The organism is Burkholderia sp. BCC0398 (assembly GCF_902833245.1).
GTDB lineage: Bacteria > Pseudomonadota > Gammaproteobacteria > Burkholderiales > Burkholderiaceae > Burkholderia > Burkholderia sola.
Window position 1 is genome coordinate 1 of the sequence record NZ_CADFEM010000033.1, and the last position, 25,681, is coordinate 25,681.

General features: G+C 64.1%; 24 protein-coding genes, 1 rRNA gene and 1 pseudogene. 11 read left to right on the forward strand and 15 right to left on the reverse strand.

The genetic code is table 11. From position 1 onward, the window contains the following. Positions 1-110: pseudogene (locus HWX76_RS35860) on the reverse strand (IS481 family transposase); the annotation flags it as partial. Positions 111-350: 240 nt separating this feature from the next. Further along, positions 351-707 (reverse strand): arsenate reductase (glutaredoxin), encoded by a 357-nt coding sequence (arsC, locus tag HWX76_RS35865; RefSeq protein WP_050013475.1) that lies wholly within the window; start codon positions 705-707, stop codon positions 351-353. Positions 708-1,679: 972 nt separating this feature from the next. On the opposite strand from arsC, the gene parA reads away from it, so the two are divergent. Next, entirely contained in the window at positions 1,680-2,342 is a 663-nt protein-coding gene (gene parA, locus HWX76_RS35870; protein ID WP_006480195.1) for a ParA family partition ATPase, read from the forward strand. Positions 2,343-2,365: 23 nt separating this feature from the next. Continuing rightward, entirely contained in the window at positions 2,366-3,427 is a 1,062-nt protein-coding gene (locus HWX76_RS35875) for a ParB/RepB/Spo0J family partition protein (RefSeq protein WP_050013476.1), read from the forward strand. Positions 3,428-3,519: 92 nt separating this feature from the next. Here the strand turns inward: HWX76_RS35875 and HWX76_RS35880 are convergent, their stop codons facing one another. Then, positions 3,520-4,887: a replication initiation protein gene (locus tag HWX76_RS35880; RefSeq protein WP_006480193.1), complete on the reverse strand. Its 1,368-nt coding sequence runs from the start codon at positions 4,885-4,887 to the stop codon at positions 3,520-3,522. A 1,822-nt stretch (positions 4,888-6,709) separates the two neighbouring features. On the opposite strand from HWX76_RS35880, the gene HWX76_RS35885 reads away from it, so the two are divergent. Further along, entirely contained in the window at positions 6,710-7,891 is a 1,182-nt protein-coding gene (locus tag HWX76_RS35885) for a DNA-binding protein (RefSeq protein ID WP_124639005.1), read from the forward strand. Positions 7,892-8,026: 135 nt separating this feature from the next. On the opposite strand, the gene HWX76_RS35890 is transcribed toward HWX76_RS35885, so the two are convergent. From HWX76_RS35890 to HWX76_RS35900, 3 genes are all read right to left on the reverse strand, one after another. Further along, positions 8,027-9,046 carry a tyrosine-type recombinase/integrase gene (locus HWX76_RS35890; RefSeq protein ID WP_176017088.1) on the reverse strand — a complete coding sequence of 340 codons (1,020 nt, stop codon included), beginning with the start codon at positions 9,044-9,046 and terminating at the stop codon, positions 8,027-8,029. 103 nt (positions 9,047-9,149) lie between these two features. Then, positions 9,150-9,527 (reverse strand): DUF2471 family protein, encoded by a 378-nt coding sequence (locus HWX76_RS35895; protein ID WP_176017085.1) that lies wholly within the window; start codon positions 9,525-9,527, stop codon positions 9,150-9,152. 153 nt (positions 9,528-9,680) lie between these two features. Continuing rightward, positions 9,681-10,292, reverse strand: a complete 612-nt coding sequence (locus tag HWX76_RS35900; protein WP_050013481.1) for an XRE family transcriptional regulator — start codon at positions 10,290-10,292, stop codon at positions 9,681-9,683. 158 nt (positions 10,293-10,450) lie between these two features. Between HWX76_RS35900 and HWX76_RS35905 the strand changes: the two genes are divergently transcribed. From HWX76_RS35905 to HWX76_RS35920, 4 genes are all read left to right on the forward strand, one after another. Beyond that, positions 10,451-11,650 carry a glycine C-acetyltransferase gene (locus tag HWX76_RS35905; RefSeq protein WP_124653383.1) on the forward strand — a complete coding sequence of 400 codons (1,200 nt, stop codon included), beginning with the start codon at positions 10,451-10,453 and terminating at the stop codon, positions 11,648-11,650. 13 nt (positions 11,651-11,663) lie between these two features. Continuing rightward, on the forward strand, positions 11,664-12,692 hold the full coding sequence (gene tdh, locus HWX76_RS35910) for an L-threonine 3-dehydrogenase (protein WP_006480187.1): 1,029 nt from the start codon (positions 11,664-11,666) through the stop codon (positions 12,690-12,692). A gap of 552 nt (positions 12,693-13,244) precedes the next feature. Beyond that, entirely contained in the window at positions 13,245-13,850 is a 606-nt protein-coding gene (locus HWX76_RS35915) for a TetR/AcrR family transcriptional regulator (protein ID WP_124556606.1), read from the forward strand. Between the two features lie 64 nt (positions 13,851-13,914). Next, positions 13,915-14,394, forward strand: a complete 480-nt coding sequence (locus HWX76_RS35920; RefSeq protein WP_050013484.1) for a nuclear transport factor 2 family protein — start codon at positions 13,915-13,917, stop codon at positions 14,392-14,394. Between the two features lie 472 nt (positions 14,395-14,866). Here HWX76_RS35920 and HWX76_RS35925 read toward each other — a convergent pair whose 3' ends face one another. Further along, the gene (locus HWX76_RS35925; protein ID WP_050013485.1) at positions 14,867-15,952 is read right to left on the reverse strand and encodes a tartrate dehydrogenase; all 1,086 of its coding nucleotides are present in this window, start codon (positions 15,950-15,952) and stop codon (positions 14,867-14,869) included. 115 nt (positions 15,953-16,067) lie between these two features. Between HWX76_RS35925 and HWX76_RS35930 the strand changes: the two genes are divergently transcribed. Beyond that, positions 16,068-16,991 (forward strand): LysR substrate-binding domain-containing protein, encoded by a 924-nt coding sequence (locus HWX76_RS35930; protein WP_050013486.1) that lies wholly within the window; start codon positions 16,068-16,070, stop codon positions 16,989-16,991. A 66-nt stretch (positions 16,992-17,057) separates the two neighbouring features. Here HWX76_RS35930 and argC read toward each other — a convergent pair whose 3' ends face one another. Continuing rightward, on the reverse strand, positions 17,058-17,999 hold the full coding sequence (gene argC / locus HWX76_RS35935) for an N-acetyl-gamma-glutamyl-phosphate reductase (RefSeq protein WP_124681582.1): 942 nt from the start codon (positions 17,997-17,999) through the stop codon (positions 17,058-17,060). A gap of 121 nt (positions 18,000-18,120) precedes the next feature. Between argC and HWX76_RS35940 the strand changes: the two genes are divergently transcribed. Then, positions 18,121-19,005, forward strand: coding sequence for a LysR family transcriptional regulator (locus tag HWX76_RS35940; RefSeq protein ID WP_050013488.1), 885 nt, complete (start codon positions 18,121-18,123; stop codon positions 19,003-19,005). Between the two features lie 48 nt (positions 19,006-19,053). On the opposite strand, the gene HWX76_RS35945 is transcribed toward HWX76_RS35940, so the two are convergent. From HWX76_RS35945 to HWX76_RS35955, 3 genes are all read right to left on the reverse strand, one after another. Further along, a complete protein-coding gene (locus HWX76_RS35945) occupies positions 19,054-19,518 on the reverse strand; it encodes a hypothetical protein (protein WP_176017086.1) in 465 nt (154 codons plus the stop codon). Positions 19,519-19,578: 60 nt separating this feature from the next. Next, a complete protein-coding gene (locus HWX76_RS35950; protein WP_050013490.1) occupies positions 19,579-20,796 on the reverse strand; it encodes a patatin-like phospholipase family protein in 1,218 nt (405 codons plus the stop codon). A 122-nt stretch (positions 20,797-20,918) separates the two neighbouring features. Then, positions 20,919-21,707 (reverse strand): 3-hydroxybutyrate dehydrogenase, encoded by a 789-nt coding sequence (locus HWX76_RS35955; RefSeq protein ID WP_089488615.1) that lies wholly within the window; start codon positions 21,705-21,707, stop codon positions 20,919-20,921. Between the two features lie 164 nt (positions 21,708-21,871). On the opposite strand from HWX76_RS35955, the gene HWX76_RS35960 reads away from it, so the two are divergent. Further along, positions 21,872-22,843, forward strand: a complete 972-nt coding sequence (locus tag HWX76_RS35960) for an aldo/keto reductase (RefSeq protein ID WP_050018293.1) — start codon at positions 21,872-21,874, stop codon at positions 22,841-22,843. Positions 22,844-22,954: 111 nt separating this feature from the next. Continuing rightward, a complete protein-coding gene (rlmJ, locus tag HWX76_RS35965) occupies positions 22,955-23,800 on the forward strand; it encodes a 23S rRNA (adenine(2030)-N(6))-methyltransferase RlmJ (RefSeq protein ID WP_050018292.1) in 846 nt (281 codons plus the stop codon). A 14-nt stretch (positions 23,801-23,814) separates the two neighbouring features. Here the strand turns inward: rlmJ and HWX76_RS35970 are convergent, their stop codons facing one another. The 4 genes from HWX76_RS35970 to rrf all read right to left on the reverse strand — a co-directional run bounded on the left by HWX76_RS35970 (position 23,815) and on the right by rrf (position 25,424). Beyond that, positions 23,815-24,180 carry a hypothetical protein gene (locus HWX76_RS35970; RefSeq protein ID WP_176017087.1) on the reverse strand — a complete coding sequence of 122 codons (366 nt, stop codon included), beginning with the start codon at positions 24,178-24,180 and terminating at the stop codon, positions 23,815-23,817. A 114-nt stretch (positions 24,181-24,294) separates the two neighbouring features. Continuing rightward, positions 24,295-24,441 carry a DUF3563 family protein gene (locus HWX76_RS35975; protein ID WP_006478295.1) on the reverse strand — a complete coding sequence of 49 codons (147 nt, stop codon included), beginning with the start codon at positions 24,439-24,441 and terminating at the stop codon, positions 24,295-24,297. Between the two features lie 215 nt (positions 24,442-24,656). After that, positions 24,657-25,061, reverse strand: a complete 405-nt coding sequence (gene cueR, locus HWX76_RS35980; RefSeq protein WP_050018291.1) for a Cu(I)-responsive transcriptional regulator — start codon at positions 25,059-25,061, stop codon at positions 24,657-24,659. Between the two features lie 250 nt (positions 25,062-25,311). Beyond that, positions 25,312-25,424: ribosomal RNA gene (gene rrf / locus HWX76_RS35985) — 5S ribosomal RNA — on the reverse strand. Between the last annotated feature and the right edge of the window lie 257 nt (positions 25,425-25,681).

Below are 25,681 nucleotides of genomic sequence, written 5' to 3' on the forward strand. Positions count from 1 at the left end.
ACGCCATGATCGGCTGCGGCCTGCTGCACACTCGAACCGAATTCGGTGATCTCCTGAACCATCTCAAGTCGACGCGCGAAAGTGAGTCGGGCATTCTTATGGGTGTTCATCCGGCTGGGTTCCTGGAAGGTTGGGTGTTTGGCGACTTCCAGTCTCCCAGACTCAGTCCGGATGAACCATCGATACAACCTATTGAAGCTTCACAGCTAGGCGGCGCGGGGTGTCGACGTATCGTTCCGCCGGCCGCTCGCGCGTGCGGCCCGGCGGTTGCGTCGGCCTGGATTGCCGTTGCGTGTGCCGGGCCGGACTCGGTCGCGTTGATGCAATAAGAAAAATACGCCGGGGAAGAATTATTCGAACAGCGCCTTCACCGACTCGGGCGGGCGACCGATCGCCGCCTTGCCGCGATATACGACGATAGGGCGTTGCAGCAGGATCGGATGAGCGGCGATCGCCGCGTAGGCTTCGGCGTCGCTCAGATCCGCGCGAGCCAGATTCAATGTCTTGTACGGCTCCTCGCCGTCGCGCAGCATGTCGCGAACCGGGCGGCCGAGCTGCCGATGCAGCGTTTCCACTTCCTCGACCGTTGGCGGCGTCTTCAGGTACTCGACGACGTTCAACGGCGCGCCGGCGGTATTCAGCGACTCGACCAACGCGAGCGTCTCGCGGGACTTCGAGCATCGGGGGTTGTGGTAGATCGTGATCATCATTCAAGCCTGGATGGGGGAGCCCTGTATTGTAGCCAGTCTGCATTGACCGGCTCGGTGGGGTGGTTCAAGCGAGATCGGGGTGGTTTTCCTCTCGACAGGTTGCTGCGGCGGTTCGGTTTGGCGATGTGCTGTGCGTCGGGTGTCTGGGAGACGCTTCGAAGATGCGGTTACGTTTATGCGCATAAAGGCCGGGCAACGGCCTCGCGGGACCGGCAACTGTGGTCAGCCTGACCAATGCCCAGCGAGGGCTGTCCCGGGTGGCGAAAGGGCGCGTGATTGCGGGACACTTCGGCTGCGTTTATGCGCATAAAGCCTGCGATTGTCGGGCGAGGTGCGAGGCGACTCTGACGTAGGTTTATGCCCAGACGAGACGGCACCAGACAATGGCTATATCGATAATCCATCGCCCCGGCACGACATCATTGCGCTCCTGACGCGGGCGAGGCGCCTGCCTTCGGCCCTTCTCCGCGGGCCATCCTTGCGTCTGGTTTATGCGCATAAACGCCGCGGGCCGAGACGGCGTTGCCTCGATGCACATCGGTTCTGCGATGCATATCGAAGACGCACGTCCAGCCTCACAGACCCACTCATCCCGCTCGCGAATGCGCGGCGGGTTCCCCAACGAAGTTGATCGCCGTGAGCTCTGCCGAGTTTATGCGCACAAACTCGGCGGCTCGCAGGCAACACGGCCCATCTAGCGAAAGGGGAGCGTACCGAGACATATCTCTACGACGAGCAGCTCCCGGCGACGTAGCCCGTGAAGACGCAGCCATCGAGCACCGCATCGACCGCTCGGCATCGGCCTCGCCATCTCCACGACACCACCAACACCCGCCGTCCATCTCCGCCACCTCGTTTATGCGCATAAACCGATAGTCCGAATGGCCAACGCGTAGTTGTCGAACGACAATTTCATTGAAATTCAAATATCGTCCTGTAGAATTCCAACGACCAAAACAGGAGTGAAAATTGGCCGCGGAAATCATTGCAGTCACTCAACAAAAAGGTGGCGTCGGCAAAAGCACGATTGCCATGCATCTCGGCGCCGCGTTCCATGAAAAAGGGAAGCGCGTCCTCGTCATCGACGCAGACCGTCAAAACACGCTGGTTCACTGGTCGAGCGCATCCGGCGACAGCGACAACGGCATCCCGTTTCCGGTCGTCAACCTGGCCGAAGCCGACGGCCAGATCCATCGCGAGATCAAGAAGTTCATCAACGACTACGACATCATCGTCGTGGACTGCCCGCCGTCGATCACCGAGAAAGTCTCCGGCGTCGTCCTGCTGGCCGCATCGATTGCCGTGATCCCGACATCGTCGTCGCCGGCCGATTACTGGTCGAGCGTCGGGCTGGTCAAACTGATTCAGCAGGCGCAGGTGATGAACGAAGACCTCCGCGCGGTGTTCCTGCTGAACAAGACCGAAGAGAAGCGCATGCTGACCCGCGAGCTCAAGCGTGCGCTCGAGGAACTCGGCTTCCCGCTGCTGAAGACGCAGATTCCGACCCGGGAAGCGTACAAGCAGGCAATGGCGCTCGGTCAGACCGTGCTGCAGATGAACGATCGCGGCGGCAAGCTGGCCGCCGCCGAAATTCGCGCATGCGCCGACGAAATCGTCGCCATGCTGCCCTGACTTTATGCGCATAAAGGAGTCACATGAAACCTTCCCAATTTGCCAAAGGATTCCAAGCGCGCCCGGATATCACGACGAGCGAGAAGCGCACGGCGCTTGATCGGCTCAATGCGATCGACGGCATCGTCAAGTCCGACACGCCGACCCCGGCATCGACCAAATCCGCGAAAAAGGACATCGCCCCTCCGCCTGCTCCGGAATTCACGATCGATCCGTCGATCGACGAATCGCAGCAATATCGCGCGTGGCGCCTCGAGAATCGCTATGCGCCGGGGCAGGTGATCGAGTTGCCGCTGAAGGCGATCAAGCATAGCCCGTTCAACCCGCGGCACTTCTATCTGAAATCGTCGATTGCCGAACTTGCGGTCAACCTCGCGAAGCAGGGTCAGCAGCAGGCCATCCACGTGATTCCGGATTACGACAATCCGGGCACGTATTTCGTCAGTGATGGCGGCCGCCGCGTGCGGGCGCTGAAGGAAGCGAACAAGGAGTCGGTCAAGGCGATCGTGATCGACGTGCCGATCGGCATCCAGAGCTACAAGCTCGGCTACGACCTCAACGTTCAGCGCGATTCGCAGACGGTGTTCGACAACGCCGTCGTGTGGCGCCGTTTCCTCGACGACAAGCATTTCCAGAGCCAGAAAGAACTCTCCGAGCACCTCGGCCTCGACGAGTCGACGGTGGCCGTCGCGTTGTCGATCGGCAAGTTGCCGGAAGCGATCATGCAGGAAATGGTCGCGCGCCCCGATCGCTTCGGATCGAACATGGCGTATCAGGTCGGCCGCTATCACAATGCGCGCGGCACCGAGGCAACGCTGCGGCTGATCAACAAGATCGTGTCGGACGATCTCAGCACGCGTCAGGTGTCGGATATCGTCAAGGGCCGCGTCGCGGCGCAGGAGACGCCAAAGGCGGCCGGCCGTCAACGCTATGCGCAGCGTCTCGAGATCAAGCTCGGCGGCAAGTCGGTCGGCGACCTGAAGTCGTATGGCGAAGACCGCATCGAGCTGCGCCTGCGCGGCCTCCCGAAGGACAAGCGCGACGCGATCCTCGAGCAGCTCGAGCGGATGCTGTTGTCGGAGTGAGGGAAGCGGCCGGCAGGGCCTGGTGAGGACGCCGGCCCCGCCCGACTAGGGCTGGGGACCGGCGGCGGCCCGTCAGCGGGCCTGAGCGGGCGTCAAGCGGCCCGCGACTGGTTCAGCGTGAACGACAGCAGGTCGCCGTCCGTCGGCTCGCCCCAGGTCTTCTGGGCCAGCCAGTCGAAAAAGGCCGTCTCGGCCAGTTTGGAATCGAGGCCGCGCTTGCGCCAGTCGTCGCGCAGATGCGAGCCCATCGTCGGCAATGCCTCCGACTCGAACGACTCGCGCGCGACTTCGCGCTCCGCGTCGCCCTGCTCTTCGTACAGCACCTTCGCTTCCTTGCGGCGGAACGCCGCGAACTCGCTCAGCAAGCGCGCCTTCAGATCGTCCGGCTGCGCAGCCGCGACCTTCGCGGACGGCGTGCCGGCCGGCAGTGCGTCGACCGACTCGACCGGCGGCGCATACCCCTTCTTCAGCGCATCCTTGAACAGCGCCGGCGCGCTGCGCACCGGCGGCAGCGTCGTGCTGCGCATCCGCTGCTCGGTCATCTGCAGCGCGGCGCGAATCCGGTTTTCCTCGCTGTCCGCATAGAGCGTCTGCGCTTCCTTCAGCGGGATCCCGAGCTTCACCATCCGGTCGACCAGCGTGCTGTCGAACACGTTCGGGTGTTCGTCGAGCGCGAGCATCGGCTGCTTGCGCTCGGTCACGCGGAACTGGATCTCGGCCACCCGACGCCCTTCGCGGTGCTCGATCAGCTCGACGAAGATGTTGGTGACCGCGTTGACTTCCGCGATCGCGGGGCGCAGGTAGTCGCGCTTGAAGTACTTGTACTCGCGCTTCGCTTCGTCGCCGGCTTCCGTGTCGGGCGTGCCCGACAGGATCGGCCGCCACCATTCCCACGGCTCGCGCATCGTCAGGTGGCTCGGGTTCGTCAGGTAGCGCACGCAGATCTCGTACAGCGCGAGACCGGCGCTGCTGCGCAGCTGGCTCTGGAACTGCAGGCTGAGGCGCGCGTACTGGACCGGGTCGAGCAGCTTCTTCTTGATCTTCGGCGCGAACGAGAATTCGACCCACACGCGACGGGTAGTCGGATCCTCGAGAATTTCCGCATCGGCGATCAGCGTGGAGATCCCCCACTTGCGGCCGGGCTTCTGGCTTGATGTGCCCGTGCTCCATTCGACCTGTACCGACACCATGCGGCGCAGGTGTTCCTTCACCAACGCGGTGTCGTTCGAATCGAAAGCGGAGTTGGCGACGATGTCCGACAGCAGCGCACGATACGTGTCGCCCGAGTCGTCGGCCTGCTGCGCGACGGCCAGCAGGACATTGAACAGCTTGCGAGTGAGGAGCGTGATCTTGCCGCTCTTCGGCTGAATGGCGATCGCCTCGACGGCCTTTCGCAATTCGGCTGAACTGGCACTCACCACATCCACATCGGTTTTCTTGGCGCGCTTCGTCGTGGCCATACGTCGGGTCGGAGGAGAAGTTTCCCGGAAGGATAGCGCCTGCGGTGATGTGCGTCCAGAACGACATGCTCACCATAGCCGGTGAAGCACGCCGGCAAAACGGCACTCACCCGTACCGCTCCCGAAAACGCTCACCGGTCCGCCCGGACGGCGTTCCGGACTCGTCCAGACGTGCCGCGGCATGCGCCGATTCACAGAATTTCACCTGTGCAGGACACGTGCGAAATTGGCTCCCGTATCGGCTCACCTTTCGATTTGTCGTAATTTTGCGACTGCGCAACCGTGAGTTCGACACAGGGTCGCGATTGCACCTCACCGTTCGTGCCGGACCGCCGCCCATCGGCCTGTATGCATGTACAGGCGTGGTCCGCCGGAACATCGGTTCGGCTTCGACACGTGGAAAACCGTCATCGAAACCGGTACGCGCAGCCCGATCGGCGGCTGCTTCGCCAGCCCGGGCGCGCATTGTACAGTGCGCGAATCGTGTCCAGTCCCGAAAATACTCACCTGTGGCACAGCATGTGGATTCGTCCGGATGCCGACGAAGGTCCGACACACGCGGGACTCGCTACCAATGACTCCCGCAAACGCTCACCTTACAGAAGAAATGCGGCACCGCAGCGGGTCCGGAAATGACTCCCGAAAAATCTCACCGTAACCGGCGCGGTATCAAAAATCTCAATCCCTTCCGATACTTATGCACAGAAGGCATTTGGCTGTGCATCGCCGGGATCCCCCGAAAAGCCTCACCTTTCGACGGGAATCCTTCATACGACAACCGAATCTCGGCCCCTGAAAAGTCTCACCTGTGCCAAAAAGTGGCACAGCGAAAACGAGATTTCCGCCAGTCCTGACGGGCTTTTCGGCGAATTAGGCCGGTCACGAGTCCCGAAAAGCCTCACCTTTGACCATTTTTTCAGCAAATACGGCTCCCGGAAAGCCTCACCTGTGAGCGAGATCGCAGCCTGTGATCGATGCCCCGAAAAAGCTCACCTTTAGGGGATCGGAGCAGGAAAACCCGGATTTCGCTCCCGAAAAACCTCACCTTTGGGGCATCACAGGCGCCGAAAAGCACTTTTGCTGTGCAAAATGGCGTTTGCTTCCCGGAAATCCTCACAGCAAATGCCCGTGGAGTCCCGTGAAACCTCACCTTTCGCCAAATCTGCCCAAAAGATGGGCAGAATCAGGGCGCGAAGCACGTCCTGCAAGTTCTCACCTATGTCTGCACAGGCAGAAAACTGTGCAGCCAGGCATGGTGCGGGTTCTGTGGCTGTGCGGCCCCGAAAACCCTCACCTGTGGGAAAACGCGTGTTTTACTGTGATCCCGAATCCGCTCACGACCCTTCCTGCAACGGCTCACGCAGCTCCCTGAACCCCATCACGTCAGCTCCCGCAGAAGATCACCTTGGCTCCCGTAAAACTTCACCTTGTCGGCCGGAAAGCCTTGCGCCATAAGGCTGTGCCGTGGCGTTAACGTTTTTAACTAAGGGTTCAAGGGTGTTTACTTCTAATACTCTCAAACCATCCGCTGGGGAGTTTTCCACAGACACCCCAACCCCAGAACACCCACAGGCAACCCGATCCATCGTCATGTGAAACAAATGCCCAAATTCGGGGTTCACGGAAAATCGCTTGCAGTACAAAGACTTGGCTGACTTTCTTCGCTTTGTTTCACGGAATTCCAGGTCACCGTCAGCAGGATGGACTCGCCGAGCCGATTTCTGTGCAAAACGACGTAAATTCACAACGGACTCTCGAAACAAGTATCGATAAATACGTATTTCGTTATGATTGCCACATTTCATTGTCTGTGAGCATGGCCATGACCCTGGACGAAATGCGTCAAGTCATTCGGGAAGAACTGGAATCGCTGCGCGCAAGCGGTGCACGGCGTCAGGAATTGTCGCTGCATGCATGCAAGCGCTTGTTCTTCGATCTCGGCATCCGGCCGTCGGCCGCCAACGTCCGCGATCTCACCCAGACCGGCAGCGCCAGCGACATCCCGAAAGACATCGATCATTTCTGGGAGCGCATCCGTGCCGCTTCCAAGATCCGGCTCGACAGCGCGGCGATCCCGAAAGCTGTCGAGGAAAAAGCCGGCGCGTTGCTCGGCGCACTCTATGAAGAGGCATTGAAAGCCGCACGCGACAGCCTTGATGGAGACCGCGAGCAGGTCCGCGCCGACATGGCCGACGCGGAACAGCGGTTGCGCGACGCAACTATCCGTCAGGAGACGCTCGAAGGCGCGCTCGCGCGCGGGGAAGCGAGAAACGAGCAATTACAGGCGCGGGTGACCGAACTCGAGGTGCAGCTCGCGTCCCAGACCACCCACGGTTCGGCAAGCGAAGCCACGTTGCTCACCACAGTCGCTCGACTGGAAAAGGAATTGGCCGCGGCTGCCGGCCGGATCGATGCCGAGCAAGCGCAGAACGCCGCGCTACGCGACCGCATCGATGCGCTGCAGGCCGAATTGCAGCAGCGCACCGAGCATTACGCGCAGCAAATCAAGGATGCGGTGGCCGAAGCCGAACGCCGCGTCAAGCCGATGCTGGTCGAACTGGATTCGTTGCGCAGCATGGCGTCGACGTACCAGAGCGGGTTGCGCGACGTCCAGCGCAAGGAATTCGATTTCCTGCAACAGTTGAGCTCGGCCAAGGCGCGCGCCGACCGGCTCGAAGAACAGTTGCGTACCCAGAGCGACGAACTGGAGCGCGCCACGCGCGACGTGAATTCATTGCGCGCGAACCGCGGAATGAATCCGGAAATCGCCGCGCTGATCCGGCGCCTGGCCGAGGCGGGACGACTCGATGCCAACGCGTATGCCGCGATCGGCACCTCGCTGGATCACGAGATTCCGGCGCCGACCCGGTGCCCGCATTGCGACGGCGAACCGGAACTGTCACATGGCAACGAAGGGTTTGAAGTCGCGTGCCCCGAGTGCGAGCACGCGTCCGGCGCATGGCCGTCCCGCTTCGAAGCCGTCGCGCGTTTTGCGCAGACCTGACGTGGAAGCCGGCAGCGCCTCACAGGTGAGAAGATCCGGGAAGCTTGAGGTGAGGTTTTTCGGGAGCTGTGAAACGGTGAGGCTGCGCCACACAAGGCTGCTCACGGATCGTTTCCGTGAGCAGCCTTTTCCCGATCAGTGAGTTTCGTCGCGGTCGGGCGCGTCACCGTTGCTGTCGGCCAGCCCGTCACGCCAGTTTTTCCAGGCGCGATGCAGGCGATTCGACGAGATCGGCCGCATGAAGCCCAGCCATTTGCCGACGCGCTCCGGCGGCACGTCGTGCTCGAACAGTTCGGCCGCGTAGCTATTGCGCAGGGTTTGCGGGCTGGCGCGCGCCGTGCGTGACGACGTGAGCCCGGCCGATTCGACGATCGCGTCGATCGCGCGCAGCATCGTCGCCTTGTGCATCGGCCGCCCGGCATGCGATGCGGGGAAGACGAGTTCTCCTGGAATCTCCTGGCGTTTGCGTTCGGTGAGCCACGCTTCGAGTAACGCGATCGCAAACGAGGCCAGATGGGTGTCGCGCGAGTAATCCGGATGCGTCGACTCGATCCGCAGCGACGTGCCGCTCGTATTGATGCAACTAATCGTAAGTGCGCGCGCTTCGCCGGTTTTGATGCCGGCGCCAAGAAACGCGGCGACGAGCGCACGGTCGCGGCGTTCCTTCCAGTACGCGGAACCCGAGACGCCGATCGGCGAAAACAGATACGCGAGCAACGTCGCCCGTTCCGCCGGCGTGAGGAAACCGGTCGGTTCGTTGTCGCGTGCCTTGCGCCAGTTCGCTTCGCCATCCTGAGCAATGAAGCGGGCCGGATTGGTCGATGCGTACTCGGTGCGGCGGACATGATCGAGCACCCGCTCGATCAGCCGGAGATAGCGCATTCGCTGGGTTTTCTTGATCGGCAGTTCGCCGACGAAATTCGCAATGGTCGGCGTATCGACCGTCGCCAGGTTCTTTTGATGGGCGCGCATCCACGTGAGAAACGCACCCCATTGCGCGCGATAGACGTCGGCCGACGAGCGGCGATAGTCCTGCATCGCCAGCCACGCGTCGAACGCGGCTTCGGGCGAGGCGACCCAGTCGGACGCATCGCGGTCGAACAGATCCTTTTCTTCCGGCGAGGCGGCGGTGCAGGGAGAGGCGGGAAGGGACATGGCATTAATTCCGTTAGTTGCGTACATGGTAGCCCTTTTCCGCAACGTATCGGGCAGCAAGCGGGTGAACCGGCCGCCATGCGCGACGGCCGGGGCCGGGCCGTCAGTCGCCCCACGCCTTGGATTGGCGGTGCGGGCGCGCGGGACGCGCGGTGTCGTGCGCGTTTGCCGCGGCTTCGTACGCGAGCACGGCAAACGAAAAGACCGCCGGCAGCGCATTCGAGCGCCCGAAGTCGATCGGATCGTCTGTTTCGGGAAACGTCATGTCCGACGGCCGTTCGAACAGTTGACGCATGCCCGCGTCGTGTCGGCTGGCAAAGGCGAGATCGGCGAGCGCTTCGGCTTCGATCGCATGCAGCAGGCGCCACGTCAGCGGCACGCGCTGACGGATGTAGCGCGCCGCGATATGGCGAACGATCAATTCGAGGTCATGCGCGGCAGCCTTGAAGCTGAGCGCGGCCAAATCTTGTTCTTCTGTCATTGCAGGCTCCTGTCGACCGGGACGGGCGCCTCGGTGCGCCGGCTCCGGCCCATGCATGGCGGAATGTCCGTATACTGTACAAACATACAGTATTTTCCGCAACTGGCCTGCGACTGACCTTTTAGCGTGAACAGGCCCTGGCTATCCGCGCCGTCAGCGATGGATCACGATCAGCAATGCCCGCGCTTCGGCCTTGCCGGGATTGCGGATCGCATGCGGCTCGTCGGCCGGGTAGCGCGCGGTGTCGCCCGTCTTCAGCCGGCGGCTGGCCGCGGCGGCCTCGATTTCCATCGCGCCCTGCAGCACGGTGAGGTGCTCGCGCGTGCCGGGTTCGTGCGCGTTCGATACCAGTGCGCCGCCGCCCGGCAGCGTCAACTCGTACCACTCGAACTTGCCGGCGAGGTCGATCGGGCCCCATACGCGCAACTGGTACCGGCCGTCGTGGCCGGCGAGCGTCGGAATGTCGTGCGGGCCGTCCACGCGGATCGTCTCGGGCGCCTTCGGCTGCGAGAACAGTTCGTCGAGCGTGATGCCGAGCGCGTTCGTCAGCCGCCATGCGACGGCGATCGTTGGGTTGGCCTTGTCGCGTTCGATCTCGGAGAGCATCGATTTCGATACGCCGGCTGCGCGCGACAGGTCGTCGAGCGTCAGCTTGCGCTCGTTGCGCAGCCGCTGGATCTGCTCGCCGACGCGCGGCGGAGTCGCGGCCGGTGGTTGCGGGGCGGCGTCGGCGGGCGTGCGCCGCGATCCGGAGGAACTTGCCATTTGGATTCCGTTCGCTTAGAGTTGTTCGATATTTCGAATTCTAGTTCGGAATATAGGATAAATGCGGTCAACCGAACGACCGACTATAACAGTAGCAAGCCGTTGCGCCGCCACGAGCCGTGCGCCGCGGAATGCGAAACCCTGTCAGGAGCTTTGCGATGCGTGATGCCTTTCTCGCCCAGGTGCGCGGGACGCTCGACCAGATCCGCGCGGACGGTTTTTACAAGACCGAGCGCGAGATCGCGAGTCCCCAGGCGGCAGCCGTGCGGCTCGCCGGCGGCGCCGGCGTGCTCAATTTCTGCGCGAACAACTATCTGGGTCTGGCGAACGATCCGCGCCTGATCGACGCGGCCAAGGCCGGCCTCGACCAGGACGGCTTCGGCATGGCGTCGGTGCGCTTCATCTGCGGCACGCAAACCGTCCACAAGCAACTGGAAAGCGCGCTGGCCGCGTTTCTCGGCACCGAGGACAGCATCCTCTATTCGAGCTGCTTCGACGCGAACGGCGGGCTGTTCGAGACGCTGCTCGACGAGAACGACGCGGTGATCAGCGACGAGCTGAATCACGCGAGCATCATCGACGGCATTCGCCTGTGCAAGGCGAAGCGCTTTCGCTACAAGAACAACGATCTGTCCGACCTCGAGGCGAAGCTCAAGGAAGCCGATGCCGCGGGTGCGCGCCACAAGCTGATTGCGACCGACGGCGTGTTCTCGATGGACGGCATCATCGCCGATCTGAAAGGCATCTGCGATCTCGCCGATCGCTACGGCGCGCTCGTGATGGTCGACGATTCGCATGCGGTCGGCTTCATCGGCGCGCACGGTCGCGGCACGCCCGAGCACTGCGGCGTCGAAGGCCGCGTGGACATCATCACCGGCACGCTCGGCAAGGCGCTCGGCGGCGCGTCGGGCGGCTATGTCGCCGCGCGGCGCGAGGTGATCGAGCTGCTGCGCCAGCGCTCGCGTCCGTATCTGTTCTCGAACACGCTCACGCCGAGCATCGCCGCGGCATCGCTGAAGGTGCTCGAACTGCTCGGCAGCGACGAAGGCGCGAAGCTGCGCGAGCGTGTGCGCGAGAACGGCGCGCAGTTCCGCAAGCAGATGACCGAAGCCGGCTTCACGCTCGTGCCCGGCGCGCATCCGATCATTCCGGTGATGCTCGGCGACGCGCAGCTCGCGACGAACATGGCCGACAAGCTGCTCGGCGAAGGCGTCTACGTGATCGGCTTCTCGTTCCCCGTGGTGCCGCGCGGCCGGGCGCGCATCCGCACGCAGATGAGCGCCGCGCATACGCCCGAACAGATCGACCAGACGGTCGCCGCGTTCGTGCGTGTCGGCAAGTCGCTTGGCATCATCTGACGGAGGCGCGACCATGAAAGCACTGGCAAAGCTCGAACGCGGCCCCGGCCTCACGCTCACGCGCGTGAAGCGCCCCGAAGTCGGCCACAACGACGTGCTGATCAAGATCCGCCGCACGGCGATCTGCGGCACCGATATCCATATCTGGAAGTGGGACGACTGGGCGCAGAAGACGATTCCGGTGCCGATGCACGTCGGCCACGAATATGTCGGCGAGATCGTCGAGATGGGGCAGGAAGTGCGCGGCTTCGCGATCGGCGATCGCGTGTCCGGCGAAGGGCACATCACCTGCGGTTTCTGCCGCAACTGTCGCGCCGGGCGCCGGCATCTGTGCCGCAACACGGTGGGCGTCGGCGTGAACCGCGAAGGCGCGTTCGCCGAATACCTGGCGATTCCGGCGTTCAACGCGTTCAAGATTCCGCCGGAGATCTCCGACGATCTCGCGTCGATCTTCGATCCTTTCGGCAACGCGACGCATACGGCGCTGTCGTTCAACCTCGTCGGCGAAGACGTGCTGATCACCGGCGCGGGCCCGATCGGCATCATGGCCGTCGCGATCGCGAAGCACGTCGGCGCGCGCAACGTCGTCATTACCGACATCAACGACTATCGGCTGGAGCTCGCGCGCAAGATGGGCGCGACGCGCGCGGTCAACGTCGCACGCGAGTCGCTGCGCGACGTGATGGCCGACCTGCACATGACCGAAGGCTTCGACGTCGGTCTCGAGATGTCCGGCGTGCCGAGCGCGTTCACGAGCCTGCTCGAGGCGATGAACCACGGCGGCAAGGTTGCGCTGCTCGGCATCCCGCCCGCGCAGACGGCGATCGACTGGAACCAGGTGATCTTCAAGGGGCTCGAGATCAAGGGCATCTACGGCCGCGAGATGTTCGAGACCTGGTACAAGATGGTCGCGATGCTGCAGAGCGGCCTCGACCTGTCGCCGATCATCACGCATCGCTTCGCGGCCGACGATTACGAGCAAGGCTTCGCCGCGATGCTGTCCGGCGAAAGCGGCAAGGTGATTCTCGACTGGACCGTCTGAGTCGGGGGGCGACAGAGACGGGGCGGCGCGGCACGTTGGCCGGCTGCCCCGTTTTCGTTTGCACACGCACGCACCGTCGTGCATCGAAACGCGTGATTCAACGCTTGAGGTGAGGTTATTCGGGAGCGGTGTTCGCGCGCCGAATCGTCGCACGATCCCGCATAGGTGACGTGCAATGGCAGATTCGCTTCACCTATCGGCAGCCGCTTCGCTTCTCGCCGTCACGCTATTCGGTGCTCGTTTTTCCTCTTCCATGCACTTCCCCGCTTCGTTTGGCGCGCGAGCGTTCGCCCGCAGCCTTAGGCGGCATCGTACCGACCCGGAACATCAACCGTGAGCCGCATGCAGCGCTGCGACTCACTGAGACGAAGCGCGATCGGCCTCGACCGGTGCGCGACCCCCACTTGATCCGTTCACCCTCGAATCCGCGCGGATCGCGCTGAAGGCTCAGCCCGACGAGCCGGCGCTTCGCGCGAGATTCAGCCCTCCCACCGGCAGGGCTTTTTTCATCCGGGTATTGACGACGGAGAACGATCGTTCTACCGTAAACCGATGAACACACCTCTCGACTCCTCCGGCGAACCGGGCGTTCGCGACCGGCTGCTCGACGCGGCCGAAGCGCTGATCTATTCGGGCGGCATCCATGCGACCGGCGTCGATGCGATCGTCAAGCGATCCGGCGCGGCGCGAAAGAGCTTTTATTCGCATTTCGAATCGAAAGAGGCGCTGGTCGTCGCTGCGCTCGAACGTCGCGACGCGCGCTGGATGCGCTGGTTCGTCGACGCCACGCTGGCGCGCGGCCACGCGCCGCGCGCGCAACTGCTCGGCATGTTCGACGTGCTGCGCGACTGGTTCGGGCAGCCCGACTTTCACGGCTGCGCGTTCCTGAATGCGTCGGGCGAGATATCCGACGCCGACGATCCGGTGCGCGTCGTCGCCCGCATGCACAAGGCACGCCTGCTGGCATTCGTGCGCGAGCGCTTCGACGCCTACGCCGACGAAACCGGCGTCGCGCGCCGCGGGCTCGCACGCCTCGCACGTCAGTGGCTCGTGCTGATCGACGGCGCGATCGGCGTGGCGCTCGTCAGTGGCGATGCAAACGCCGCGCGCGATGCGCGCGCGACGGCTGAACTGCTGCTCGATACCGTATCGCGGTAGCCGACGCAGCGAATCCGAACCGGCTGCGTGCGTTCGCAGCCAGAACCCTGAACAGGAGCAATCCATGTCCGCTTCCCCCGAAGTTCGTCCGCCCGTTCCGCCCTTCACGCTTGAAACGGCGCGCCAGAAAGTGCGCGCCGCCGAGGACGGGTGGAACACGCGCGATCCGCAACGCGTGTCGCTCGCCTATACGCCGCAAAGCCGCTGGCGCAACCGCGCGGAATTCGTGACGGGCCGCGACGAGATCGTCGCGCTGCTGCAGCGGAAGTGGGCGCGCGAACTCGACTACCGGCTGATCAAGGAGCTGTGGGCGTTCGACGGCAATCGCATTGCGGTGCGCTTTGCGTACGAGTGGCATGACGATGCCGGCAACTGGTTCCGTTCGTACGGCAACGAGAACTGGGAGTTCGACGAAAACGGCCTGATGGCGCATCGTCACGCGAGCATCAACGATCTGCCGATTCGCGAGGCGGACCGTCTTTATCACTGGCCGCTCGGCCGTCGTCCGGACGATCATCCGGGGCTGTCCGACCTCGGGCTGTGATGCTCGCGCCCGTTCGAAGGAGCGGCGAACGCATCAGCGGAGGTTCAATGGTGAGGAAATTCGGGAGCCTTCCGCTGAAGGTGAGATTTTTCGGGACGAGGTGAAATGTCGCGTCGAACTGTGTGCGTTGAACAGGTCGACGCGACATCGCACGGGTAAAGCGGTGCATACGTCGACGTGCAGCGGTGTGCGTCACCGTGCGATGCATTTCACCGATCGTGTCGAAGCGATCGTGCATTGACGATCGGTGTGCGCGAGCGACACGTGCAACTCATCGATCGGATCATCTTTCGGCTTGCGATGAAAAACCGCGCAAGCAGTGCGCGTTGCGATGCGTTGTTGCTCACTGCTCGACTTCACGCCGACGCATCGGCGGAGTCCGCTAACGTGCGCGACCGCATCGTGCGTCGCTCGCCGCAGACCGATTCACGAAGCGCCGCCCGGCGCGCGCGCCGGGCACGACCCTCGACCCTCAGCCCGCGATCCGCGCGGCGATCGCCTCGCCCACTTCCTGCGTGCCCGCGTTGCCGCCGAGATCGCGCGTACGCGGCCCCGTGCGCAGCACGTCCTCGATCGCGGCGACGATCGCATCGTGCGCGTCGCGTTCGCGGCCCGTGCCGTTGCCGAGGAAATCGAGCATCATCGCCGCCGACCAGATCATCGCGACCGGATTCGCGATGTATTGCCCCGCGATGTCGGGCGCCGAACCGTGCACCGGTTCGAACAGCGACGGGAACGTGCGATCGGGGTTCAGGTTCGCCGACGGCGCGATGCCGATCGTGCCCGTACAGGCCGGCCCGAGATCCGACAGGATGTCGCCGAACAGGTTCGACGCGACGACGACGTCGAAGCGGTCCGGCTGCAGCACGAAGCGCGCGCACAGGATGTCGATGTGCTGCTTGTCGACCGCGATTTCCGGATAGCGTTCGGCCATCTCGGCCGCGCGCGCATCCCACCACGGCATGCTGATCGCGATGCCGTTGCTTTTGGTCGCGACGGTGACGCGCTTCGCGCGCCGCTGCGCGAGCTCGAACGCGAATTTCAGCACGCGCTCGGTGCCGTGCCGCGTGAAGATCGACTGCTGCATCACGACTTCGCGCTCGGTGCCTTCGAACATCGTGCCGCCGACCGACGAATATTCACCCTCGGTGTTCTCGCGCACGATCATGAAATCGATGTCGCCCGGGCGGCGGCCGGCGAGCGGCGACGGCACGCCGTCGAACAGGCGCGCGGGCCGCAGGTTGATGTACTGGTCGAATTCGCGGCGGAATTTCAGCAGCGAGCCCCACAGCGAAATGTGATCGGGCACCGTCGCCGGCCAGCCGACCGCGCCGAACAGGATCGCGTCCATGTCCGACAGCTGCGCTTTCCAGTCGTCCGGCATCATCGTGCCGTGCTGCGCGTAGTAGTCGCAGCTCGCCCAGTCGATCTCGACGAAGTCGAAGCGGATGCCGAAGCGCGCGGTCACGGCGGCGAGCGCGCGCAGGCCCTCGGGCATCACTTCGCGGCCGATGCCGTCGCCGGGGATCACGGCAATCCTGTAAGTCCTGTCGGTCATGCAAATCTCCTTGTCTGGTTGGCCGGCCGCCGGGAAGGCAACGGCCCGTCACGTCATTCTATTTATTTCCATCTGGATTAAAATCGCTCAAAAGTTAATCGACTTTCCACGAATCGTGAATAAATCGCCGAACCTCGACGACCTGCGCGTGTTCAGCCTGGTGGTCCGCCTCGCGAGCTTCAGCGCGGCCGCCGAGCAGCTCGCGGTGTCGCCCGCGTATGTCAGCAAGCGCGTCGCGATGCTCGAGGCGCAGCTCGGCACGCGCCTGCTGCATCGCTCGACGCGCCGCATGACGGTCACCGAAGCCGGCGAACGCGTGTTCGCGCGCGCCGAAAAGATCCTGGACGACGTCGATCATCTCGTCGAGGACGTGTCGACCACGCGCACGGTGCCGCGCGGCACGCTGCGCATGTCGAGCAGCTTCGGCTTCGGCCGGCACGTCGTCGCGCCGGCGCTGCTCGACTTCAGCGCGCGCTATCCGCAACTGAACGTGCGGCTCGATCTGTTCGACCGGCTCGTCGATGTGGCCGGCGAAGGCTACGACCTCGACGTGCGCATCGGCGACGACATCGCCGATCACCTGATCGCGCGCCGCCTTGCCGCGAACCATCGCGTGCTGTGCGCATCGCCCGACTATCTCGCCCGCCGCGGGACGCCGCGCTCGCTCGCGGATCTGGCGTCGCACGACTGTCTCGCGATCAAGGAGCGCGATCATCCGTTCGGCGTATGGCGGCTGACCGTGCGCGGCGAAACGGCGACGGTGAAGGTCGGCGGCGCGCTGTCGACGAACCACGGCGAGGTGGCCGTGCAATGGGCGCTGGCCGGGCGCGGGATCGTGCTGCGCTCGATCTGGGAAGCCGGGCCGCTGATCGAGCGCGGTGCGTTGTGCCGCGTGCTGCCGGACGCGGTCCAGCCCGCGAACATCTGGGCCGTGTATCCGGAGCGCGTCGCGGCGTCGGCGAAGGTGCGCGTATGCGTGGATTTTCTGGTGGAGACGCTGGCCGGCCTGAATGCCGCCGCGGGTGACGATACGGCCTGAAACCGGCTAAAGGTGAGCTTTTACGGGGGGCATGCGCAGGCACCGTCGACGATGCCTGCGGGCGCGTCACGCCGCGTGGCGCGCACCGAGCATCAAATCGAGATTCTGCACGGCGGCGCCGGATGCCCCTTTGCCGAGATTGTCGAACACGGCGGACAGCAGCACCTGGCCGCCGTCTGCGTTGACGAACACGCCGAGCCGCAGGTCGTTGGTGCCGTTCAGCGTTTGCGGATCGAGATGCGTGGCCGCGCGTGTGTCCGCGAGCGGCATCACGTCGACGTGACGCGCGTCCGCGTAATGGTGCGCAAGACACGCATGCAGCCGCTCACCGGTCACCTCGGCCGGCAGCAGGCGCAGCTCGATCGGGATGGTGAGCACGATGCCTTGCCGATAGGCACCGTAGGCCGGCACGAAGAACGGACGGTGCGCGAGCCCCGCATGCTGCCGGATCTCGGGCACGTGCTTGTGCTCGAGCGCGAGGCCGTAGACCTGCAGCGGCAACGCGTGTGCGGCGGCGTCGTCCGATTCGAACGCGTCGACGGCGGCCCTTCCGCCGCCCGAGTAACCGGACACCGCGTGGATGCTCACCGGGTAGTCGCGCGGCAGCAGCCCGGCCTGCAGCAGCGGGCGCAGCAGGCCGATTGCGCCCGTCGGGTAGCAGCCCGGATTGGTCACGCGCTTCGCCTGCGCGATGTGTTGCGCTTGTCCGTCGGCCATCTCGGGAAAGCCGTAGACCCAGTCGGGCTGCGTGCGATGGGCCGAACTCGCGTCGATTACGCGTACCGCCGGGTTCCGGATGAAGCCGACCGCTTCGCGTGCGGCCGCATCGGGCAGGCACAGGATCGCGATATCGCACGCGTTGAGTGCGTCGGCGCGGCGGGCCGCGTCCTTGCGTTCGGCGGCGGGAAGCGTGAGCAGCCGCAGGTCAGTGCGCTCGCGCAGACGCGCGTGAATCTGCAACCCGGTCGTGCCCTGGTCGCCGTCGATGAAGACAGTGGGGAAGCTCATGATGGTCGTGTGCGTCGCGTTCGGTCGTCGGGGGAAACCGTATCGTCCACCGAACGCCTAGAATAGGAAAAGTTGAATTTGCTGACCGTCCGATTCAGCTTTTCTGAACGAGAGGTGTGTGATGCGCGAGATCAGTCTGGACCGCCTGCGTACGCTGGTCGCGATCGCTGACCACGGATCCTTCGTGGCGGCGGCGCAATGGCTTCATCTCGCGCCGCCGACCGTCAGCCTGCATGTCGCCGAGCTGGAAAGCCGCATCGGCGCGCCGCTGCTGTCCCGCACGCGCGGCAACGTGCGTCCTTCGGTGATCGGCGAAGTGCTGGTGGAGCGGGCGCGGCGTCTGCTGGCGGAAGTCGAATCCACGCTGGACGACGTGCAGCGACAGGTGCAGGGGTTGACCGGGCGCGTCCGCCTCGGCGCATCGACCGGCGCGATCGCGCACCTGTTGCCGCAGGCGGTGGCCGGATTGCGCGCGCAGCATCCGGATATCGACGTGCAGATCGCGGTGCTCACGTCGCAGGACACGCTGGCGCGCCTTGCGCAAGGCACGCTCGATGTCGGGCTGGTCGCGCTGCCGCAAGCGCCGGTCGCGGGGCTGTCGATCCACCCGTGGCGTCGCGATCCGGTGATGGCCTTCCTGCCCGCGGACTGGCCGCTTCCGGCGCGTGTGACGTCCGCGTATCTGGCCGAGCGGCCGCTGATTCTCAACGATGCGACGACGCGCCTGTCGCGGCTCACGACCGAATGGTTCGCGCTCGGCGGCCACCGGCCCGAGCCGCGGATCGAACTCAACTACAACGACGCGATCAAGAGCCTGGTCGCCGCAGGATACGGCGCGACGCTGCTGCCGCATGAGGCGGGCGCGCCGCTGCCGGATGCGCGCATCGTGATGCGGCCGCTACGCCCGGCGTTGTGGCGTGAATTGGGGATTGCGCATCGAGCCGGCCCGGTCGAACGGGCGACGCAGCACGTGCTCGATGCGCTGCGGGCGCTCCGCGCGCGATAGCGTCCGTCGTGCGGCTGACGCGCGCGAGCCGTGCGGCCCAACGCGCGTTCAGAGCCGGTTGTCCTTCGCGAGCGTGAGCACGCGCGCCCAGCGCTGCGCATCGCGCTTGTCCATCATCGGCAGCTTCCATTCGCCGCGCACGGCGTCGCGCACGCGCACGACGAGATGCCAGCGGCCGTCGATCGGCGCGGCCTCGCAGCCGTCGAGCTGCGACAGCGTATAGCAGCCGTCCGCGCCGTCATGCGACAGCCACAGCAGCCCTTGCGTCGCGGACACGCGCAACTCGCCCCACGCGCGATGCACGATATGCGTCCAGCCTTCTTCTTTCGTGTTCGGTGCGATGTCGCGACGGCGCTTCAGCCACCACGCGATCAGCGCGATCAGGAGCGCGGCGGCCAGCACGGCGGCCGCGATCGCGACCGGCGGGCCGAACTGCGCGGCGATGACGTGAAACAGGTGAACGGCGCCCCAGCCCAGGGCGATGAGCGCGAGCAGCGCAATGAAAATCGGCATGTCGAATCGGAAAGGAGGACGGGCCGGCGCAGGCGGCGCGCCGGCCCGTGGCACACGGCATTACCGGCGGCGGTGAATGTCGTGCGTGACGAAGCCCGCGTCGTTGACGGGCAGCGCGAGGCCGTCCTTCACCGCGAGCGTCTTGCGGATGTCGTCGAGACCCGCGGACCAGTGGTCGCGCATCGTCGACAGACCGAACTGATAGTCCTTGTAGTGATGCTCGTACGCTTTCTGCTGATAGATCAGGTGCTGGATGTTGTATTTCTTCCCGCTCGACATCGCTTCGGCCTCGATGCACCACGGATCGTTCTTGCGCTGTTCTTCCGGCACCTGTTCGAGCACGTGGCGCAGCACGTTGCGGTAGCGCTGTTCGCGCTGCAGCGTGTCGGTGACGAAACGCGTGCGGCTCGAATACTGCACGTCCTTCGTGCGCTCGGCGACGTCGGCCATCGTGCGCGGCAGCGGCCCGCGCGCGCTCCACAGATCGACCTGGAACGCGAGCGTGTCGCTGCGCGGGCGGGCGCGCAGCACTTCCATCAGAGGTGTGTTCGACACGACGCCGCCGTCCCAGTAGTACTCGCCGTCGATCTCGACGGGCGGGAACGCGGGCGGCAACGCACCGGACGCCATGAAATGCTCGGGCTCGAGACGGATGCGCGAATTGTCGAAGTACACGAAGTTGCCGGTACCGACGTTGACCGCGCCGACCGACACGCGCGTCTCGCCCGAATTGATCCGGTCGAAATCGCACAGTTTCAGCAGCGTCGTGCGCAGCGCCGACGTGTCGTACCAGCTGATTTTTTCCGGATGGTCGGACACGCCCGGCAGCGGCGGCGGAAAGCGCGGCACGAAAAAGCCCTGCTGACCCTGCATCATCGCGCTGGCGGCCTGCGACGCGGTGAAGAACGTGCGGATCTGATCGATGCTGTTGAACAGCGCGAATTCGAACGCGGCCGGAATCGTCGGGAAGAACGCCGGCTGGCAGATCGTTTCCCAGAATTCGCGCAGGCGCTCGACGCGATGCTCGGGCGCATTGCCGGCGATCAGCGCGGTGTTGAGCGCGCCGATCGAGATGCCCGCGATCCAGTCGAGCGGAATGCCTGCTTCATGCAGCCCTTCGAATACGCCGGCCTGATACGCGCCGAGCGCGCCGCCGCCCTGCAGGACGAGCGCGATCGTTTCGTACGGCAGCGACCGCGCAGCGGCCGGCGCGCCGGCTTCGTGGCGCAGGTCCGCCGCATCGACGGCCTGCTTTTCTGTACGCGCGTGCGGTTTCATCAGTTGCTCCGAGAAATCCCGCCGTGGACGGCGGTGATGGATGGCGTGACGTCGATCGACGGCACGCCATCTCGAGAAGGGCGGTGGCGCGGAAGTCGCCTACCGTCGGGGAAACGCCGGCGTTACTGCATGAACCAGCCGTGGCTGACGACGAACGACTGGCCGGTGAGCGCGGCGCTCGGGAACGCCGACAGGAACAGCACCGTCTGCGCGACGTCCTGCACCGTCGTGAACACGCCGTCGACCGTGTTGCCGAGCATCACCTTCTTGATCACGTCCTCTTCGCTGATCCCGAGCTCCTTCGCCTGCTCCGGAATCTGCTTGTCGACCAGCGGCGTGCGCACGAAGCCCGGACACACGACGTGCGAGCGCACGTTGTGCTTCGCGCCTTCCTTCGCCAGCACGCGGGCCAGGCCGAGCAGGCCATGCTTGGCCGTCACGTACGCCGACTTCAGCGGCGACGCCTCGTGCGAGTGCACCGAGCCCATGTAGATCACGACGCCGCCGCGATCGTCCTTGTACATGTGCTTGAGCGCGGCCTTCGTCGTCAGGAACGCGCCGTCCACGTGGATCGCCTGCATCTTCTTCCAGTCGGCGAACGAGTAGTTCTCGATCGGGTTGACGATCTGGATGCCGGCGTTCGACACGAGGATGTCGACCGAGCCGAACGCGTCGGCCACCTTGTCGATGCCGCTGTTCACGGCGTCCTCGTTGGTCACGTCCATCGCGACGCCGATCGCCTTGCCGCCTGCCTTGACGATCTCGTCGGCGACCGCGTTCGCGCCGTCCTGGTTCAGGTCGGCGATCGCGACGGCCGCGCCTGCCTTGGCCAGTTCCAGCGCGATTTCCTTGCCGATGCCGCTCGCGGCGCCCGTGACGACTGCGGTCTTGCCGCTCAGATCTGCTGCCATGTCCGTCTCCTCCCGATATCGGATCGATAAAACACGCGCCCGTCGTATCCGCGCTCATCGCGAAATCGCATCGGCGTGCCAGCCGTCATTGTGCACGATCGGCCCCGCCGTTCGTGCGCAAAACGTCTAAGCTTAAGGTCGGTTCCGTTCAGCAGGAGAGTCTCATGCACTATCGACGGCTAGGCCGCTCCGGCCTGCAGATCAGCGCGCTTTCCCTCGGCTCGTGGGTGACGTACGGCAACCAGGTCGACCAGCGGGTCGCGCGCGAATGCCTTGCCGCGGCACGCGACGCGGGCGTCAATTTCTTCGACAACGCCGAGGTCTACGCCGGCGGCAAATCCGAGGAAATCATGGGCCACGCGCTCAAGTCGCTCGACTGGCCGCGCGTCAGCTATATCGTGTCCACGAAATTCTTCTGGGGGCTCGCGGAAGCCCCGAACCAGTATCACACGCTGAACCGGAAATATCTGCTGAACGCGATCGACGGCTCGCTGCGCCGGCTGCAGCTCGACTATGTCGACCTCGTCTATTGCCATCGCCCCGATCCGCATACGCCGATCGAGGAAACCGTCTGGGCGATGAGCGACATGATCGTGCGCGGCAAGGCGCTGTACTGGGGCACGTCGGAATGGAGCGCCGACGAGATCCGTGCAGCATGCGAGATCGCCGAGCGGCACCATCTGCACAAGCCGGTCGTCGAACAGCCGCAGTACAACCTGTTCCATCGCAGCCGGGTCGAACAGGAATATGCGCGGCTCTACGACGATTACGGCCTCGGCCTGACGACCTGGAGCCCGCTGGCGTCGGGCCTGCTCACCGGCAAGTACCGCGACGGCGTGCCGCCCGGCAGCCGCGCGCAGTTGCAGGGCTACGACTGGATGCGCGAACGCCTGACCGATCGGGCAGCCAACGACATCGTCGAACGGATCGGCGAGATCGCGGCCGAGCTCGGCTGCAGCACCGGCCAATTGGCCATCGCTTGGGTACTCGCGAATCCGCGCGTGAGTTCGGTCATCACGGGCGCATCGCGGGTCGACCAGATCGGCGACAACATGCGCGCGCTCGACGTTGCCGCGAAGCTGACGCCGGATGTGAAGCAACGCATCGAGGCAGTGGTCGGCGACGCATACGAGTAAGGCGACGCGCGGCCACTCGCGTACAATACGCGGCCGCATCGGCGCCCGGCCTGACGGCCGCGCGCGATCGAGCGCTTTCATCGATTCATCTTTCGTTTCAGGCGGCCAGCCATGCTCAGTTATCGTCACGGTTTTCACGCAGGCAATCACGCGGACGTGCTCAAGCACGCCGTCGTCGTCCAGCTGCTGCGCTACCTGAACAAGAAGGACAAATCGTACTGGTATATCGATACGCACGCGGGCGCCGGCGTGTACTCGCTGCGCGACGGTTATGCAGCGAAGACGTCGGAATTCGATACCGGCATCGGCCGGCTGTGGAACGAAAAGAACCTGCCGGAGGCGTTGGGTGACTATGTGGACGAAGTCCGCGCGCTGAACGACGACGGCGAACTGCACTTCTATCCAGGCTCGCCGTACATCGCATGGCGGTCGATGCGCGAGCAGGATCGTATGCGCCTGTTCGAAATGCACACGACGGAAATCGATGTGCTGCGCCACAATTTCCGCGATGCGGGGCGACGCGCGATGATCTTCGCCGGCGACGGCTTCGAAGGTATCAAGGCGCTGCTGCCGCCGCCGCCGCGACGCGCACTCGTGCTGATCGATCCGTCCTACGAGGACAAGAAGGATTACACGCGCACGGTGGGCTGCGTGACCGAATGCCTGAAGCGTTTCGCGACCGGCTGCTATGCGATCTGGTATCCGCAGGTCACGCGGACGGAATCGCAGCGCTTTCCCGAGCAGTTGAAGCGCCTGCAGCCGAACAACTGGCTGCACCTGACGCTGACGGTGTCGAATCCGCCGACCGACGGACTTGGCCTCTACGGCAGCGGGATGTTCATCCTGAATCCCCCATATACGCTCGCCCAGAGCATGAACGAGGTCCTGCCTTACCTGGTCGAGAAGCTGGGACAGGATAGCGGCGCCCGCTGTCAAATCGAGCACCGCGGAAACTGACCGGGCGACGGTCGTTACGGCTGCGGCCTGGGCGCGAGCCGCGGCTGGTTGGCCGGCTGCCCGCCCCACGCGGGAACACTGATATACGGCGCGACGAACAGCGGAACCGACGTGTTCGTCCCCTGTCCGGCTGGAGCCCGCATACCTGCCGGCTCGACGATCGGCTCCTGCGACAACGGCGCCGTCTGCAACACCAACCCGCCCTTGCCGTCCTGGATACCGCGCTGCGTATCGAGAACGAGCGGCCTGGACGACGTCGCGGCGCCCGCCGCGATGCCATGGACGAGCACGACTGCGCCCAGAATGAGACGCGCGCGGGCACTGCGACGCACTTCGACACGCAAACGCATGATCGTGTCCTTCAGGATGAAAAGGTCCATACCATAGCGCTGCACCGACGATTTCGCCAGATCCGGCGCACAAAAAAACAAAGCCCCGTCAATACGGGGCTTGCTTATCGTGCGGTGCCGCGCGGCACCTGACGGTGACTCCGATTACAGCGAGTAGCCGTTGGTTTCGAGCGAGCGAATGCGGCTCTCGAGCTGGACGATGTCCGACGACGTGGCGAGGTAAGCCTCACGGCGCTCACGTTCTGCGGATTCGAACCAGTTGCTCAGCTTTTCAACGATGTAGGCGATCATGACGTTCTCCAAGGAAGAGGGACCCCTGGTGAATCGAAATTCAGGGATTTCCCGTATAGGGTTATCCCGAATTATAGCGACGCCGCACCAATATGCTAGTGAAAAACTTGCATGGAAACCATTCCAAATCGGAATGAAGAAAAGCGTGGCGCATCCAACCCGTTGATTTTAAATGACATGCTCTGTGGGCGCGTTTGGAGGCTCGAGCACACGCACTAATTTGGTTCACTGACGGGGTCGGCCAAGCGCGCCAAAATCGGGCACTCCGGCCGCCCGTCACCATGGCAGTGCGCAGCCAGATCGGCCAGCGTGTCGCGCATGTCGCTCAGCTCCGCGATGCGTTTGTCGAGTTCGGCCACATGTTCAAGTGCGATCGATTTCACTTCGGCGCTGGCGCGTGAACGATCCTGCCAAAGCATCAGCAGCTTGCGAATGTCCTCGACGAGAAAGCCGAGTCGTCGTGCCTGACGGATGAACCGCAAGATATGGATTTCGTCCGCGCCGTAGATGCGGTAGCCGGCATCGGTACGCTTGCTCGGCGCAAGAAGCCCAACCTGCTCGTAGTACCGGATCATTTTTGCGCTGACTCCGGATTCGCGCGACGCGTCGCCGATATTCATTCCCCGCCCCTCTCCATCAAACCCTGGTTTCGAACACGACCGCCGACGGACGCCCTCGTCGACGACATATCGATCGTATCAAATCGAGGCGGTTCGTTCCGGGGAAGAGTTGGCAGCAGGAACGCAGATGATCCGACCTTGCACGCACGCCGTTGGGTTGCGAGGGATGGGGGCGCTTCGCCACATGCTTTTGGGGACGCCGAAATGCAAAAACCCCCGCCTTGTCGGGCGGGGGTTCTTGGCTTAGGGAGCCTGACGATTACCTACTTTCACACGGGAATCCGCACTATCATCGGCGTAGAGTCGTTTCACGGTCCTGTTCGGGATGGGAAGGGGTGGGACCGACTCGCTATGGTCATCAGGCAAAGGGGGTTGTCGCGTTACTTCGCAGCGCGACCAATCCTGGAAGAAGCAGTAATTTTGAGTTGTGTGTATCACACACGAGAATCCAACATGTCTCATCTTGCTACGCAGGTCGCCGGTACTTCAACCGGCGCGCCGCATCGATCAGCTTCGCTGCTCGACGCTCTGCGTGGGATGCTCGTAAGTGCTGAAGCACTAACGATCATCGACAAGGCAGACTTGTTATAGGATCAAGCCTTACGGGCAATTAGTATCAG

What these genes read in the sequence shown, in the direction of transcription:
- arsC (WP_050013475.1), bottom strand. Translation starts at nt 707, where the DNA reads ATGATCACGATCTACCACAACCCCCGATGCTCGAAGTCCCGCGAGACG.
- HWX76_RS35875 (WP_050013476.1), top strand. Translation starts at nt 2,366, where the DNA reads ATGAAACCTTCCCAATTTGCCAAAGGATTCCAAGCGCGCCCGGATATC.
- HWX76_RS35880 (WP_006480193.1), bottom strand. Translation starts at nt 4,887, where the DNA reads ATGGCCACGACGAAGCGCGCCAAGAAAACCGATGTGGATGTGGTGAGT.
- HWX76_RS35885 (WP_124639005.1), top strand. Translation starts at nt 6,710, where the DNA reads ATGACCCTGGACGAAATGCGTCAAGTCATTCGGGAAGAACTGGAATCG.
- HWX76_RS35890 (WP_176017088.1), bottom strand. Translation starts at nt 9,046, where the DNA reads ATGTCCCTTCCCGCCTCTCCCTGCACCGCCGCCTCGCCGGAAGAAAAG.
- HWX76_RS35895 (WP_176017085.1), bottom strand. Translation starts at nt 9,527, where the DNA reads ATGACAGAAGAACAAGATTTGGCCGCGCTCAGCTTCAAGGCTGCCGCG.
- HWX76_RS35900 (WP_050013481.1), bottom strand. Translation starts at nt 10,292, where the DNA reads ATGGCAAGTTCCTCCGGATCGCGGCGCACGCCCGCCGACGCCGCCCCG.
- HWX76_RS35905 (WP_124653383.1), top strand. Translation starts at nt 10,451, where the DNA reads ATGCGTGATGCCTTTCTCGCCCAGGTGCGCGGGACGCTCGACCAGATC.
- tdh (WP_006480187.1), top strand. Translation starts at nt 11,664, where the DNA reads ATGAAAGCACTGGCAAAGCTCGAACGCGGCCCCGGCCTCACGCTCACG.
- HWX76_RS35915 (WP_124556606.1), top strand. Translation starts at nt 13,245, where the DNA reads ATGAACACACCTCTCGACTCCTCCGGCGAACCGGGCGTTCGCGACCGG.
- HWX76_RS35920 (WP_050013484.1), top strand. Translation starts at nt 13,915, where the DNA reads ATGTCCGCTTCCCCCGAAGTTCGTCCGCCCGTTCCGCCCTTCACGCTT.
- HWX76_RS35925 (WP_050013485.1), bottom strand. Translation starts at nt 15,952, where the DNA reads ATGACCGACAGGACTTACAGGATTGCCGTGATCCCCGGCGACGGCATC.
- argC (WP_124681582.1), bottom strand. Translation starts at nt 17,999, where the DNA reads ATGAGCTTCCCCACTGTCTTCATCGACGGCGACCAGGGCACGACCGGG.
- HWX76_RS35940 (WP_050013488.1), top strand. Translation starts at nt 18,121, where the DNA reads ATGCGCGAGATCAGTCTGGACCGCCTGCGTACGCTGGTCGCGATCGCT.
- HWX76_RS35945 (WP_176017086.1), bottom strand. Translation starts at nt 19,518, where the DNA reads ATGCCGATTTTCATTGCGCTGCTCGCGCTCATCGCCCTGGGCTGGGGC.
- HWX76_RS35950 (WP_050013490.1), bottom strand. Translation starts at nt 20,796, where the DNA reads ATGAAACCGCACGCGCGTACAGAAAAGCAGGCCGTCGATGCGGCGGAC.
- HWX76_RS35955 (WP_089488615.1), bottom strand. Translation starts at nt 21,707, where the DNA reads ATGGCAGCAGATCTGAGCGGCAAGACCGCAGTCGTCACGGGCGCCGCG.
- HWX76_RS35960 (WP_050018293.1), top strand. Translation starts at nt 21,872, where the DNA reads ATGCACTATCGACGGCTAGGCCGCTCCGGCCTGCAGATCAGCGCGCTT.
- rlmJ (WP_050018292.1), top strand. Translation starts at nt 22,955, where the DNA reads ATGCTCAGTTATCGTCACGGTTTTCACGCAGGCAATCACGCGGACGTG.
- HWX76_RS35970 (WP_176017087.1), bottom strand. Translation starts at nt 24,180, where the DNA reads ATGGACCTTTTCATCCTGAAGGACACGATCATGCGTTTGCGTGTCGAA.
- HWX76_RS35975 (WP_006478295.1), bottom strand. Translation starts at nt 24,441, where the DNA reads ATGATCGCCTACATCGTTGAAAAGCTGAGCAACTGGTTCGAATCCGCA.
- cueR (WP_050018291.1), bottom strand. Translation starts at nt 25,061, where the DNA reads ATGAATATCGGCGACGCGTCGCGCGAATCCGGAGTCAGCGCAAAAATG.